This is a genomic window from Streptomyces sp. NPDC050418 (genome assembly GCF_044458745.1).
Taxonomy (GTDB): Bacteria; Actinomycetota; Actinomycetes; order Streptomycetales; family Streptomycetaceae; genus Streptomyces.
The window spans coordinates 146,228-159,695 of the sequence record NZ_JBITIG010000018.1; the positions used below are offsets into that span (position 1 = coordinate 146,228).

Here is a 13,468-nt window from a genome sequence, read left to right on the forward strand (position 1 = left end):
CGGGTGCTCCGGTACCCGGTCGTACGGGTGCGCCGAAGGTGGCCGAAGGCACCCGCCGGAGCCCACTACCCTTGGTGCCGTGACTATTCGCCTGTACGACACCAGCGCCCGGCAGATCCGTGACTTCTCCCCGCTCACACCGGGCTGCGTCTCGATCTACCTCTGTGGCGCGACCGTGCAGGCCGCCCCGCACATCGGGCACATCCGGTCGGGGCTCAACTTCGACATCCTGCGCCGCTGGTTCACGTACCGCGGCTATGACGTGACCTTCATCCGCAATGTCACGGACATCGACGACAAGATCATCGCCAAGGCCGCCGAGCAGGGCCGGCCCTGGTGGTCGATCGGGTACGAGAACGAGCGCGCGTTCAACGACGGCTACCAGGCGCTCGGTTGCCTGCCGCCCACGTACGAGCCGCGCGCGACCGGCCACATCACCGAGATGGTCGAGATGATGCGCGGCCTCATCGAGCGCGGGCACGCCTACGAGGCGGACGGCAGCGTCTACTTCGACGTGCGGTCCTTCCCCGGCTATCTGGAGCTTTCCAACCAGGAGCTGGAGAACCTGCTGCAGCCGACCGAGGACGGCATCACCGGCAAGCGCGACCCGCGTGACTTCGCCATGTGGAAGGCGACCAAGCCGGGCGAGCCCGACTGGGAGTCCCCCTGGGGCCGCGGCCGTCCCGGCTGGCACCTGGAGTGCTCGGCGATGGCCCACAAGTACCTGGGCAGCGCCTTCGACATCCACGGCGGCGGGCTCGACCTGATCTTCCCGCACCACGAGAACGAGATCGCCCAGGCCAAGGCGTACGGCGACGAGTTCGCGAAGTACTGGCTGCACAACGCCTGGGTGACCATGGCGAACGAGAAGATGTCCAAGTCGCTGGGCAACTCGGTGCTCGTCTCCGAGATGGTCCAGCGCTGGCGTCCGATCGTCCTGCGCTACTACCTGGGCACCCCGCACTACCGTTCGATGATCGAGTACAGCGAGGAGGCCCTGCGCGAGGCCGAGTCCGCGTTCGCGCGGATCGAGGGCTTCGTGCAGCGCGTCGTCGAGAAGGCCGGGGGTCCGGTCGAGCCCGCGGCCGAGGTGCCGCTCGCGTTCGCCGAGGCCATGGACGACGACCTCGGGGTGCCGCAGGCGCTCGCCGTCGTGCACACCACGGTCCGCCAGGGCAACAGCGCGCTGGCCGCCGACGACAAGGACGAGGCGATCGCCCGGCTCGCCGAGGTGCGCGCCATGCTCGGCGTCCTCGGCCTCGACCCGCTCGACCCGCACTGGGCGGGCGAGTCGGACCGCGGCGAGGATCTCCACGGCGTCGTCGACACCCTCGTACGCCTGGTGCTGCAGCAGCGCGAGGCGGCCCGGGCCCGCAAGGACTGGCCCGCGGCGGACGCAATCCGCGACCAGCTGCAGCAGTCGGGCCTGGTCATCGAGGACTCGGCGGACGGGCCGCGCTGGACGCTCGGCCCGCGCTGAGCACGCACCTGATGTGCCGCCCGGTCCGCCGGGCGGCACACTTCATATACGTACATACGCACGCAACGCTTCGAAGACGCAGAAACAGGTAGGTCATGGCCGGGAACAGCCAGCGCAGGAACCGCCGCACCAGCAACAAGAAGGGTGCGACGGTCGGCAGCGGTGGCAAGGGGCGCCGCGCCCTTGCCGGCAAGGGCCCCACGCCGCCCGCCGAGGCGCGCAAGAAGCACAAGAAGAACCGGATCGCGAACGCCAAGGCCAAGCAGGCCGCCCGTAAGCCCATCGCCCGGCGCGGCGGCAAGGGCCAGTCCGAGCTGGTCGTGGGGCGCAACTCGGTGTACGAGGCGCTGCGCGACGGCGTACCGGCCTCGACGCTGTACGTGCAGCAGTTCATCGACAACGACGAGCGGGTGCGGGACGCGCTGCAGCTCGCGCAGGAGCGCGGCGGCATCCACCTCATGGAGGCGCCGCGCCCCGAGCTCGACCGGATGACCAACGGGCTCAACCACCAGGGCCTGGTCCTCCAGGTGCCGGCGTACGAGTACGCGCACCCCGAGGACCTGGCCGCCGCGGCCTTCGACGTGGGCGAGGACCCGCTGATCGTCGCGCTCGACGGGGTCACGGACCCGCGCAACCTCGGTGCGGTCGTCCGTTCCGTGGCGGCCTTCGGCGGCCACGGTGTGGTCGTGCCCGAGCGCCGTGCGGCCGGTATGACGGCCGGTGCGTGGAAGACCTCGGCGGGCGCCGCGGCCCGTACGCCCGTGGCCCGTGCCACCAACCTGACGCGCGCCCTGGAGTCGTACCAGAAGGCGGGCATCACCGTCGTCGGTCTCGCGGCCGACGGCGAGCACAAGGTCGGTGACCTCCAGGCGCTCGAAGGCCCGGTCGTGATCGTGGTCGGCTCCGAGGGCAAGGGCCTGTCGCGGCTGGTCGGCGAGACCTGTGACTACCTCGTCCGCATCCCCATGCCGGGCGGCTCGGAGTCGCTGAACGCCGGTGTCGCGGCGGGAGTTGTCCTGTACGAGGCGGCGCGCCGCCGAGGCTGACCGTTTGGGGTTCCGTACTTGACCTTGACCGGTCACGGACAGATCCGCAGGGTCAAGGCAGTGTCCTATGGTGACGTCACTCGGTTAGATGAGTGTGGACACCAGAACACCCCGCACGGGATTCGACGACACTCCCGCGCTGAGCATGGTGAAGGTGCCGTGCGACCCGGCGCAGGTCATCGTCAATCACGCGAGCTTCCGTGTGCAGCTTCCTGCCGCGCAAGTGCCCCGATCCCCGCGTATCGCCTCCGGTCCGGCCGTGGCCGGACTGATCCCCGCGGCCGCCGGCGCCGCCGTGGTGCGGCGGCGCACGCCTGTCGTGTGGAGCGGGAAGAGCGCGTCCGGTGATCTCGCGGCCGCCGGGCTCCTGCAGGCGGCACGCCAGGCCGAAGTGCGGCGGCCGGCCGAGGAGTTCGGCGACGGGGCGGCCACGCAGGTCATCCCGCGGATCGCCGTCGAGGACCTCGAGGCGACGGTCGAGACGCCGCAGGTGGTCGGACCGCGGGGCCCCGAGGGCGACGAGACGCAGCTGATCCCCGCGGTCTCCGCCCTGGACAGCGCGTACGACGAGCTCTTCCGGCCGGACGGCGGAGCCTCCGGCGGCGGGCAACGGGCCTACGACGACGAGGACTTCGACGAGGCCGACGAGCCCGAGACCGTACGGCGGCACGGTGCCGACCCGGTGCGGCACGCGTACTACCCGGGCCGCCGTCTCAACCTCGGCGTGGTCCTGCTCCCGCTCCGTATCTTCCTCGGCTTCATCTCCATCTACGCGGGCATGGGCAAGCTCTGCGACCCCGTCTACTTCGACGGCGGCGAGCGCGGGTCCATGGTCAAGTGGCTCAACTCGCTGCATCCGTGGCCGCTCGCCGAGCCGCTGCGGGACTTCGCGCTGCAGCACCCCGTCGGTGCGGGTCTTGTCATCGCGTTCGTGCAGGTGATCGTCGGCGTCCTGACGGTCCTCGGGCTGTGGCAGCGGGTCGCGGCCGTGATCGGCGCGCTGCTGTCCGCGGCGCTGCTCGTCACGGTCAGCTGGAAGACCGTCCCCGCCTACGACGCGCCGGACATCATCTACCTCGCCGCCTGGTCGCCGCTGATCATCGCGGGCGCCCCGGTGTACTCGGTGGACGGACGGCTCGCGAGCGAGGCCTGGCGCACGCTCGGCCCGCGCTCCGAACTGTGGGAGCTGCGCCGCCGCGTGCTGCGCCGCGGCCTGCTCGTCGGGACGTTCGTGGTGGGTGCGACGCTGCTGGTCGGCGCGCTCCTGGGCGGTGCCGTGCGCAGTGCGGGCACGGTGACGGTGCCCGGTCCGGGGCAGCCGCCCCGCAACGAGCTGCCGGGTTCGCCGCTGCCGAGCGAGTCGAAGGAGCGGAAGGGCTCCTCAAGCCCCTCCGCCACCAGGACCCCGTCGGCCGAGGCCACCTCCTCGGCTCCGCCGCAGTCCTCGGCTCCGGGCGCGGCCTCGTCCTCGGCCTCCACGGGCACGGGGGCCGGGCAGCCCAGCCAGACCGCGGGCACGGGCGAGGCGCCGCCTCAGCAGACCGCTCCGGCGCCTCCGGCGTCCTCCGGCGGCCCCACCTCGGGCGGGACGGACGGCGGCTCCACGGGCGCCCCGGGCGGCGGCGAAGAGGAGAAGCCCGGGCTGATCGGGGGGATCCTCGGCTGAGGGTTGGCTGAAACCGGGGCCTGGCACATCGGGGGGTGTGCCAGGCCCCTTTTGCGTGGGGGCGCCGGCGACAGGGGCGGGCGGCCGTGCGCGGTCAGCGGGCCAGGGCCGCGAGTTCCTTGGCCGCCTCGGTGAGGTCCTTCGCCGTGTCGATGGCGCGCCAGTACGCACCCTGCGGGATCGGGAAGCCGGCCAGGCGGCGGCTGCGGGCCAGCTGCGGGAACGTGGTGCGCTCGTGGTCGCCGACGTCGGGCAGCAGCGCGGCGAAGTCGGGGGCGAAGACGTAGACACCCGCATTGATCTCGTACGAGGTCGGCGGGGACTCGATGAAGTCGGTGATGTGACCGAAGGAGTCCGTCTCCACGGCGCCCCACGGGATGCGGGGGCGGGCCAGGGCCAGGGTCGCGGTCGCCGCGCGCTCCGTGTGGAACTCGGCCATCGCGCGCAAGGAGAAGCGCGTCCAGATGTCGCCGTTCGTGGCGTACCAGGCCTGGTCGGGATGGGGCAGATGCGCGGCGGCGTACTTGAGGCCGCCGCCGCGGCCGAGCGGTTCCGTCTCGACGACCGTCGTGACGTTCAGCGGCAGATCGGCGGAGTCGAGCCACTCCTGCAGGACCTCGGCGAGATGACCGCAGGAGACGACGGCGTCCGTGACGCCTTCCTCCGCGAGCCAGGACAGCTGATGGCCGATGATCGGGGTCCCCGTGCCGGGGATCTCGACCATCGGCTTGGGCCGGTCGTCGGTGTACGGGCGGAGGCGCGAGCCCTGGCCGCCCGCGAGGACGACGGCCTGGGTCGGGGTCGCGCAGGGCGCGGTGGAGGTCATGGCCGCACCCTATGCGGCCCTCCGGGGAGGGCCGCACAGGGGCAGCGGTCAGACCGTTTCGGCGACACCCGCCGCGAAGGCCGTGTCACAGACAGGGCGCGAGAACGACTGGGCGCGGGCGGGCCCGTAGTGCTGGACGGCGGCGCGGCCCAGCGAGCGTGCGATCGAGACGCAGTGCTTCGCGAGCGACGGGCGCCGGTCGACCTCCTGCTGGAGGTGGGTCAGGGCGATGCCCGGGTCCTTCTCCTGCAGTTCGGTCAGGAGTGCTTCGCGCAGGACGTCCTGCGGGGCACGGGACTTGGCGGGCTGGGAGATGTCCTCGGAGGCCGTGGTCAGCGTCGAGGACGAGGCGCCCGTCCAGTTGACGCTGGCCACCGCGAGGGTGCCGGAGAGCACCAGGACCACGGGGAGCACCAGGGCGAGGGTGCGGCCGATACGGCGGGCGGGGCCCTGCCGGTGCCGCCGGGAGCTGGGGGAGTAGGAGTGCGTCACGCGTGTGAGAGTAGCGGCGAGTGATGATTTGGCGACATTTGGTCACCGTAATGAGGGATGGTTCGAGGCCGTCTTTCGAATCCCGTGTTGACGTCGTGGGGTGAAATGGGTGAAGTTTCCGGGCAATTGGGGACTTTTGGTGCGACGGGCAGCGATGGGGCCTTGTACGGCAAAGGGCCCCACGCGGTGAAGCGTGGGGCCCTCGGTGCGAGTTCGGGAACCCGGTGCGGCGCCGGTCCTCGAAGGATCAGTCGCTCAGGCGCTCGCCGGAGGACGTCGAGAAGACGTGGGTCTCGCCCGGACGCGGGACCACGTGCAGGACCGTGCCCTTCTCCGGGACGGCGCGGCCGCTGACGCGGACCACGAGGTCCTGCTGCTCGCCGCCGACCTCGGCGGTGCCGTAGACGTACCCGTCGGCGCCGAGCTCCTCGACGACGTTGACGGTGACGGCGAGGCCCGCCGGGGCGTCCTGCGTCTCCTTGGAGAGGGACTTGGCGGCTTCGCCGTTCTGCTCGACCACGTCGAAGTGCTCGGGGCGGACGCCGACCGTGACCGTCTTGTCGGAGGTCTGGCCGAGGGCGTCGCGCGAGACCGGCACGACCGAGTTGCCGAACTTCACGCCGCCGTCGGTGATCGGGACCTCGACCAGGTTCATGGCCGGGGAGCCGATGAAGCCGGCGACGAAGAGGTTGGCCGGACGGTCGTACATGTTGCGCGGCGAGTCGACCTGCTGGAGGAGACCGTCCTTGAGGACCGCGACGCGGTCGCCCATGGTCATGGCCTCGACCTGGTCGTGGGTGACGTAGACGGTGGTGATGCCGAGGCGGCGCTGCAGCGAGGCGATCTGTGTACGGGTCGAGACGCGGAGCTTGGCGTCGAGGTTCGACAGCGGCTCGTCCATGAGGAAGACCTGCGGCTCGCGGACGATCGCGCGGCCCATCGCCACACGCTGGCGCTGACCGCCGGAGAGGGCCTTGGGCTTGCGGCCCAGGTACTCGGTGAGGTCGAGGATCTTCGCCGCGTCCTCGACCTTCTGGCGGATCTCGGCCTTCGGCACACCGGCGATCTTCAGGGCGAAGCCCATGTTGTCGGCGACGGTCATGTGCGGGTACAGCGCGTAGTTCTGGAACACCATGGCGATGTCCCGGTCCTTCGGCGGCAGGTGCGTGACGTCGCGGTCGCCGATGTGGATCGAACCCGCGTTGACGTCCTCCAGGCCGGCGAGCATGCGCAGGGAGGTGGACTTTCCGCAGCCGGACGGGCCGACGAGGACGAGGAACTCGCCGTCGGCGACCTCGAGTTCGAGCTGGTCGACCGCGGGCTTGTCGCCGCCCGGGTAGATGCGGGTCGCCTTGTTGAACGAGACAGTGGCCATGTTTCTTCGGCCCCCTTCACCGGCAGGAACGTGCCGGACGATCCGAGTAAAGGTGGTGATCCGCTGCGGCCGGGTCCCTTGCGGGGGGCCGTAGTGGTGTAGTCCATTCGGTGGACTGTGGCCGACCGTACCTGGTGGGGGGTCTGGGCGGTAGAGGCTGTTGTCGGTTTGTGTCAGTGGGCCAGCCCCGCCTGATGTGCCAGCAGCGCCGCCTGGACGCGGCTCGTCGAGTCCGTCTTGTCCAGGATCGAGCCGACATGGGTCTTCACCGTGCCCACCCCGATGCCCAGCGCGCGCCCGATGTCCGCGTTCGACAGGCCTTGGCCGAGCATCGCGAGGACCTCGCGTTCGCGTTCGGTGAGGGAGGCGATGCGGGGGTCCGGTGCGGCGGGGGACGGGGTGGAGGCGGGGGTGGGGGTGGCGGTGAGCATGCGGTGGATGACGGAGGCCGTGACGCCGGGGGAGAGGACCGAGTCGCCCGCGGCCGCCGCGCGGACCGCGCTGATGAGTTCCTGCGGGCCCTCGTCCTTGAGCAGGAAGCCGGCGGCTCCGTCGCGCAGGGCGCGCAGGACGTTCTGGTCGTCGCCGAAGGTCGTGAGCATGACGACCCGGGGTGCGGGGTCGAGCGCGACAAGGCGCGGTACGGCGGCGAGGCCGTCGAGGACCGGCATGCGGATGTCGACGAGGGCCACGTCCGGGCGGTGCTCGGCGGCCAGCGCCACGGCCTCCTCGCCGTTCACCGCCTCCGCGACCACCTCGATGCCCTCGGCGTGGCTGAGGATCATCTCGACCCCGCGCCGGATCATCTCCTCGTCGTCGGCGAGGAGCACGCGTACGGGCCCGCTCACGGGTCCGCGTACGGAGGCTTCGGCGGCCGGTGTCATGGGGTCTCCCTGGGAGATGGGTCGGTCGGCAGGAGGGTGGGCTCCGTGGCCATCGGGACCGTGAACGTGTCGATCTTCGTGAGGGTGTTCTCCGGGCCGAAGCAGTAGCGCGCGATCCCGAAGCGGCCCTGCGCGGTGTACGACTCCTCGTCGTCCGCGTAGGAGTACAGGCAGCTCGTGGTGCCGGACGGGCGGGCCGGTTCGCGGTCCGCGGCGGCGGCGCGGACCGCCTCGTTGTCGTACGTCAGCTCCTGCACCCGCGACTTCGGCATGCCGACGTGGATCGCCTCGGGCTTGCCGTACTCGGGCTGGGGCCTTGCCTGTTCCACGAGGATCACGCCGAGCATCATCGTGACGGCCACCCCCGCGAGGCCCAGCAGCGCGGTGATCACGGTGCCGAGCCGGTGCTGGATGCCGGACAGTGCCGTCGACCCGCTGAGCGGCCCGGTGTCCGGCGCCGGGCGGCGGCCCGCCGGACCGGGCACGGCGGGCATCACCGCGTACACCTGGAAGCCGCCCTCCGGGCGCACTCCCGCGTCGAGCCGCCCGCCGAGGAGTTCCACGCGCTCGCGCAGTCCGGTCAGGCCGCGGCCCGTGCCGACGGCCGGTTCGGCCGCGGGGGCGGGCGGTGCCTCGTTGCGGACGCGGACCGAGACCTCGTCGGGGGCGTGCGCGACGGCGACCGTGACGGCCGCGCCCGAGGCGTACTTGTGGACGTTGGTGAGCGCCTCCCGTACGACCCGGTGCACCGCACGCCGCACCTGCGCCTCGCGCGTATCGAGGTCGGGGCCCTCCCAGTCGAGCCCGACGGTCAGGCCCGCGCCCGCCGACTCCTCGACGAGCGCCTTGATGTCCGCGCGCGTGCCGGTCGCGTCGGTGAGCGCCTCCGTACCGGTGTCGCGGCTGAACGGGCCGAGGACGCCGAGGACTTGGCGCAGCTCGTACATCGCGTCCCGGGTCGCCTGGCGCACGTGCGAGGCGCTCTCCTGCAGCTTCGGGTCCTGGTCGCGCAGCGCCATCTCCAGGCCGCCGGTGTGCAGGGAGATGAGGCTGAGCCGGTGGCCGACCAGGTCGTGCATCTCGGCGGCGATCCGGGTGCGCTCCTCGCTGCGGCCCGCGTCGTCCGCGAGCCGCCGCGCCTCCTCGGCCGCCGCGGTCCGCTCGTGCAGCGCCGTGACGAGGCGGTCCTGCTGGCCCGCGGAGATCCCGACGAGGCCGGGCACCACGATCGTGGTCGCGGCGAGCACCAGGCCGAGCGCGGCCCCGTAGGCCGTGCCGTACCCGCCGGGCAGCGTGGCCGGGGTGAGCACGGTGGAGAAGGCCGTGGTCAGCGCCGTCGCGCCGAGCAGGAGCAGGGTGCGCCGGCGCGGCACGGTCAGATGCCGTGTGACGGTGTACGAGGCCACCGCGGCCACCAGCCCGTAGTAGGGCACGGCGCCGAGCAGCACCGCGAGGGCGAGCACGGACGTCAGCGGGAAGCGGCGGCGGATCACCAGGAACGCGAGGGCGAGCAGGGTGAGCGGGATCAGGTAGTGCGAGGGCAGATCGTGGCCGAGCCCGGCCATGCCCCCGTAGGTCAGCAGGACGAGGATGCCGCCGCCCGTCGCCTCGGCGGCCGCACGCCACACATGGCGGCCGTCCTCGCCGGGGGCGGCGAACGGGCGCGTGAACAGGGACAGGGCGGGCATGCCGTCCAGTATCGGGCGGCGGGGGCGCCGGACTCGTGCACCCTGCGGGCGATCCTGCCGGCGTGCTCCTCTGCCCTAAGACAGAGCCCGCGCCCGCCTCCGTCCGCCGAGGACCCGGTCCCTGCACGCCGAAGGCCCCGCTCCTCGGCGGGAGCGGGGCCTTCGGTCTCAGGACGAGCCCCCTGTCGGAATCGAACCGACGACCTGCTGTTTACAAGACAGCCGCTCTGGCCAACTGAGCTAAGGGGGCGTCGCGCCCGGCGGTTCGCCAGGTGCGCAGACCCCCTCACTGTACACAGCGGGCCTCGGTGCGGGCCACGGAGTTGCGGGCCCCGGGGGTCCTCCCGGAGGACTACCGAAGGGCCTGTCCCCGACCTTCGGCAGAGCGCCGAATCACGCCCTCAGAGCGACGATCCGGGCAGGCCGGCAGGCCGACGATGGAGGCGAATCGCCACCTCCCCCGCCTCAGGAGCCCTCGTATGCCGTACGCACCCGTCCAAGCCCCCGCCGCCACCGCGGCCGCCCGCGCCACCGGCCTGACCAAGGTGTACGGGGAGGGGGAGACCCGGGTCGTGGCGCTGGACTCGGTGGATGTCGCGTTCGGGCGCGGACGCTTCACCGCGATCATGGGACCGTCCGGCTCCGGCAAGTCGACGCTGATGCACTGCATGGCCGGCCTCGACGCGATCACCTCGGGTTCGGCGCGGATCGGCGAGGTGGAGCTGACCGCGCTGCGCGACCGGGAGTTGACCCGGCTGCGGCGCGACAAGGTGGGCTTCGTCTTCCAGGCCTTCAACCTGCTGCCCACGCTCTCCGCGTACGAGAACATCACGCTGCCGATGGCCATCGCGGGCCGCAGCCCCGAGAAGGCCTGGGTCGACCGGATCGTGCACACCGTCGGGCTCGCCGACCGGCTCACGCACCGGCCCGCGCAGCTGTCCGGCGGGCAGCAGCAGCGGGTGGCGGTGGCGCGGGCGCTCGCCTCCCGGCCGGAGATCATCTTCGCGGACGAGCCGACCGGCAACCTCGACTCCCGTACGGGCGCCGAGGTCCTCGGCTTCCTGCGGGAGTCGGTGCACAGCCTGGAGCAGACCGTCGTGATGGTCACGCACGACCCGGTCGCCGCCGCCTACGCGGACCGCGTGATCTTCCTCGCCGACGGCCGGCTCGTGGACGAGCTCGACGCGCCGACCGCGGACGCGGTGCTCGACCGGATGCGGCAGTTCGAGGGGCGGGTGCGGACCACCTGAGCCGTACCGCCGAAGCCGCCCCGCCCACCCTCGTACGTCTCCAGGAACCCACCATGCTGCGAACAGCCCTGCGCAACGTCCTCGCGCACAAAGCCCGGCTGGTCATGACCGCGCTCGCCGTCATGCTCGGCGTCGCCTTCGTCTCCGGCACGCTCGTCTTCGGCGACACCGTCGCCGGTGCCTTCCGCGGTGCCTCCGCCAAGAACCTCGACGGTGTCGCGGTCGCCGTGCAGGACGGCGGCACCAGCGCCGCGCCCGAGGCGAAGCCCGGCGCCTTCAGGACGGCGCTCGACGACGCGCTCGTAGGCAAGATCGCCGCGCTGCCCGGTGCCGAGTCCGTACGCCCCACGGTGAACGGGCGCGTCACGCTCGCCGCCAAGGACGGAAAGCCCGTCAACGCGGACGCCAACTGGCAGAACCTCGCGGTCAATTACGCACCCGCCGGCGGTGACAAGGGCGGCAAGGACCCGCTCTATCCCCTCACCAAGGGCCGCGCCCCGGCCTCCTCCGGGGAGATGGCGCTCGACGCGAAGACCGCCGAGAAGGCCGGTTACGGCATCGGCGACACCGTGCGCTTCGCGACGGACGGACCCGCGCTCACCAAGAAGCTCGTCGGTCTCGTCTCCACGGACGACCCGCGCGTCACGGCCGGCGGCACCCTCGCGCTCTTCGACACGGCCACCGCGCAGAAGCTGTTCACCGCGCCCGGGTACTACGACGAGATCACCGTGGGCGCGCGCCCCGGCACCGCCCAGACCGCGCTGACGGCGGACGTCCGGGCGCTGCTGCCGGGCGACGGCGCCGCGACCGCGACCAGTGGTCAGGAACTGGCCGACCAGCAGGCACGGGAGATCGAGCAGAGCACCGGATCGCTGACGAAGGCGCTGCTGGTCTTCGCCGGGATCGCCCTGTTCGTCGGGGTGTTCATCATCGCCAACACCTTCACCATGCTGATCGCCCAGCGCACCAAGGAGATCGCCCTGATGCGGGCGGTCGGCGCCTCGCGCAAGCAGGTCGTACGCTCCGTACTCGTCGAAGCGGGCCTGCTCGGACTCGGCGCTTCGGCGGGCGGGTTCGCGCTCGGCCTCGGGATCGCCGCCGTCCTGCCCGCGCTCCTGAACGCCGGTGGTGCGGGGCTGCCGGACGGGCCGCTGGTCGTCTCGCCGGCCGCCTTCGCGTGGTCGCTCGTCGTGGGTGTCGTGGTGACGGTCCTCGCGGCCTGGCTGCCCTCCCGCAAGGCCGCGCGGATCGCCCCCGTCGAGGCGATGAGCACGGTGGACGCCCCGCCGAAGGCGCGCAGCCTCGTGGTCCGCAATGTGCTGGGTGTACTGCTCGTCGCGGGCGGGATGCCGTTCATGCTGTACGTGGCCGGGCTCGCGAAGCCGTCCGAGGCCGACCTGCTCATCGCGCTGTTCGGCGCGGGGTTGTTCCTGTGCGGGCTGATGGTGCTCGCGCCGCTCCTGTCGCGGCCGTTCATCGCGCTGGCCGGGCGGCTCACCGAGCGGCTGTACGGCGTGAGCGGCAAGCTCGCCAAGGAGAACGCGCTGCGCAACCCGCGCCGTACGGCGGCGACCGCCTCCGCCTTGATGGTCGGCCTGTGCCTGATCACCGGCCTCACCGTGGCCGCGCAGTCCGCCGACCGGGCCGTGGCCGCCGAGGCGACCACGGGGCTCGCGGCCGACTACCGGATCTCCAACTCCGCGTACCGCGGCATCGAGCCGGACGCCGCCGGCAAGGTGGCGCGGGTGCCGGGCGTCTCGGCCGCGGCACCCGTGGCCTCGGCGACGGCGGACACGCCGGGCGGTTATCTGCAGCTGACCGGCGCCGACCCCCGCACGGTCGGCAAGGTGACCGATCTGCGGTTCACCGACGGGTCGTTGGCGGACGTCGGGCCCGGGAAGATCGCGGTGTCCTCGGAACTGGCCGGTGAGCGAGGGCTCGCGGTGGGGTCGGTCGTCAAGGCCGGGCTCGGCGGGCGGTTCACCGACGGGAAGCGCACGGGCGCGGACGTGAAGTCGTTCACCGTCGTCGGCGTCTTCGAGAAGAACCGCACGGTCGCGGAGGCACTCGGGACGCTCGGTGACGTGCTGCCGTACGCCACCGAGAAGCGGCTGGACGAGGTCCTGGTGAAGGCGGATTCCGGCGCCACCGGCCTCGACGGGAGGATCCGTGACGCGCTCGGCAACAGTCCGCTGCTCAAGGTGCAGGACCGCGATCAGATCGTGGCGTCCGAGGTCGGGGCGGTCGGGACGGTCCTGAACATGATGTACGGACTGCTCGGGATGGCCGTGCTCATCGCGGTCCTCGGCGTCGTGAACACCCTCGCGATGTCCGTCTTCGAGCGGACCCGCGAGATCGGGATGCTGCGGGCGATCGGCCTCGACCGGGCGGGGATCCGGCGGATGGTGCGCCTGGAGTCCGTGATCATCTGCCTGTTCGGCGCGGCGCTCGGTATCGGGTCCGGGATCTTCCTGGCGTGGCTCAACAGCGGTGTCACGGGTGGGTCGTTGCCCGCGTACGAGACGGTGTTGCCGTGGGTGCGGCTGGGGTTGTTCGTGGTGCTCGCCCTGGTGGTCGGGGTGCTGGCGGCGATCTGGCCGGCACGGCGGGCTGCGCGGATGGATGTGCTGGGGGCGATTGGGGCGTAGGGCGGGGGGGGGGGGGGGGGGGGGGGGGGGGGGGGGGGGGCGCCCCCGCCCGCGGGGGGGGGGGGGGGCCCCCGGAGGGCGGGAGGTGTGAGCGTGAGAGTCGAGCTCGCCCC

General features: G+C 72.3%; 10 protein-coding genes and 1 tRNA gene. 5 read left to right on the forward strand and 6 right to left on the reverse strand.

Annotation, left to right across the window (positions count from 1 at the left end; all coding sequences use genetic code 11):
- Window positions 1–79 precede the first annotated feature (79 nt).
- The 3 genes from cysS to ACIBI4_RS34160 all read left to right on the forward strand — a co-directional run bounded on the left by cysS (window position 80) and on the right by ACIBI4_RS34160 (window position 4,192).
- Entirely contained in the window at window positions 80–1,480 is a 1,401-nt protein-coding gene (gene cysS, locus ACIBI4_RS34150) for a cysteine--tRNA ligase (protein WP_399208121.1), read from the forward strand.
- 95 nt (window positions 1,481–1,575) lie between these two features.
- Window positions 1,576–2,526: a 23S rRNA (guanosine(2251)-2'-O)-methyltransferase RlmB gene (gene rlmB, locus ACIBI4_RS34155; protein WP_399208122.1), complete on the forward strand. Its 951-nt coding sequence runs from the start codon at window positions 1,576–1,578 to the stop codon at window positions 2,524–2,526.
- A gap of 88 nt (window positions 2,527–2,614) precedes the next feature.
- Window positions 2,615–4,192, forward strand: coding sequence for a DoxX family protein (locus ACIBI4_RS34160; protein ID WP_399208123.1), 1,578 nt, complete (start codon window positions 2,615–2,617; stop codon window positions 4,190–4,192).
- 94 nt (window positions 4,193–4,286) lie between these two features.
- On the opposite strand, the gene ACIBI4_RS34165 is transcribed toward ACIBI4_RS34160, so the two are convergent.
- The 6 genes from ACIBI4_RS34165 to ACIBI4_RS34190 form a co-directional block, all read right to left on the reverse strand.
- Window positions 4,287–5,018 carry an NDP-sugar synthase gene (locus ACIBI4_RS34165; protein ID WP_399208124.1) on the reverse strand — a complete coding sequence of 244 codons (732 nt, stop codon included), beginning with the start codon at window positions 5,016–5,018 and terminating at the stop codon, window positions 4,287–4,289.
- Window positions 5,019–5,066: 48 nt separating this feature from the next.
- Window positions 5,067–5,510 (reverse strand): hypothetical protein, encoded by a 444-nt coding sequence (locus ACIBI4_RS34170; protein ID WP_399208125.1) that lies wholly within the window; start codon window positions 5,508–5,510, stop codon window positions 5,067–5,069.
- 247 nt (window positions 5,511–5,757) lie between these two features.
- Window positions 5,758–6,885: an ABC transporter ATP-binding protein gene (locus tag ACIBI4_RS34175; protein WP_399208126.1), complete on the reverse strand. Its 1,128-nt coding sequence runs from the start codon at window positions 6,883–6,885 to the stop codon at window positions 5,758–5,760.
- Between the two features lie 173 nt (window positions 6,886–7,058).
- The gene (locus tag ACIBI4_RS34180) at window positions 7,059–7,769 is read right to left on the reverse strand and encodes a response regulator (RefSeq protein WP_399208127.1); all 711 of its coding nucleotides are present in this window, start codon (window positions 7,767–7,769) and stop codon (window positions 7,059–7,061) included.
- Window positions 7,766–9,457, reverse strand: a complete 1,692-nt coding sequence (locus ACIBI4_RS34185) for a sensor histidine kinase (protein WP_399208128.1) — start codon at window positions 9,455–9,457, stop codon at window positions 7,766–7,768. The genes ACIBI4_RS34180 and ACIBI4_RS34185 overlap by 4 nt, the downstream gene beginning before the upstream one ends.
- A 176-nt stretch (window positions 9,458–9,633) precedes the next feature.
- Window positions 9,634–9,707: transfer RNA gene (locus tag ACIBI4_RS34190), tRNA-Thr, on the reverse strand.
- 229 nt (window positions 9,708–9,936) lie between these two features.
- On the opposite strand from ACIBI4_RS34190, the gene ACIBI4_RS34195 reads away from it, so the two are divergent.
- Together ACIBI4_RS34195 and ACIBI4_RS34200 are read left to right on the forward strand one after the other, a co-directional pair.
- Window positions 9,937–10,707 carry an ABC transporter ATP-binding protein gene (locus tag ACIBI4_RS34195; protein WP_399208129.1) on the forward strand — a complete coding sequence of 257 codons (771 nt, stop codon included), beginning with the start codon at window positions 9,937–9,939 and terminating at the stop codon, window positions 10,705–10,707.
- A gap of 53 nt (window positions 10,708–10,760) precedes the next feature.
- The gene (locus ACIBI4_RS34200) at window positions 10,761–13,355 is read left to right on the forward strand and encodes an ABC transporter permease (protein WP_399208130.1); all 2,595 of its coding nucleotides are present in this window, start codon (window positions 10,761–10,763) and stop codon (window positions 13,353–13,355) included.
- The last annotated feature ends 113 nt before the right edge of the window (window positions 13,356–13,468 follow it).

Bases quoted from the DNA above. Each gene is read 5' to 3' on its own strand.
- ACIBI4_RS34195 (WP_399208129.1), top strand. From the start codon at position 9,937: ATGCCGTACGCACCCGTCCAAGCCCCCGCCGCCACCGCGGCCGCCCGC.
- ACIBI4_RS34200 (WP_399208130.1), top strand. From the start codon at position 10,761: ATGCTGCGAACAGCCCTGCGCAACGTCCTCGCGCACAAAGCCCGGCTG.
- ACIBI4_RS34160 (WP_399208123.1), top strand. From the start codon at position 2,615: ATGAGTGTGGACACCAGAACACCCCGCACGGGATTCGACGACACTCCC.
- ACIBI4_RS34165 (WP_399208124.1), bottom strand. From the start codon at position 5,018: ATGACCTCCACCGCGCCCTGCGCGACCCCGACCCAGGCCGTCGTCCTC.
- ACIBI4_RS34185 (WP_399208128.1), bottom strand. From the start codon at position 9,457: ATGCCCGCCCTGTCCCTGTTCACGCGCCCGTTCGCCGCCCCCGGCGAG.
- ACIBI4_RS34180 (WP_399208127.1), bottom strand. From the start codon at position 7,769: ATGACACCGGCCGCCGAAGCCTCCGTACGCGGACCCGTGAGCGGGCCC.
- rlmB (WP_399208122.1), top strand. From the start codon at position 1,576: ATGGCCGGGAACAGCCAGCGCAGGAACCGCCGCACCAGCAACAAGAAG.
- ACIBI4_RS34175 (WP_399208126.1), bottom strand. From the start codon at position 6,885: ATGGCCACTGTCTCGTTCAACAAGGCGACCCGCATCTACCCGGGCGGC.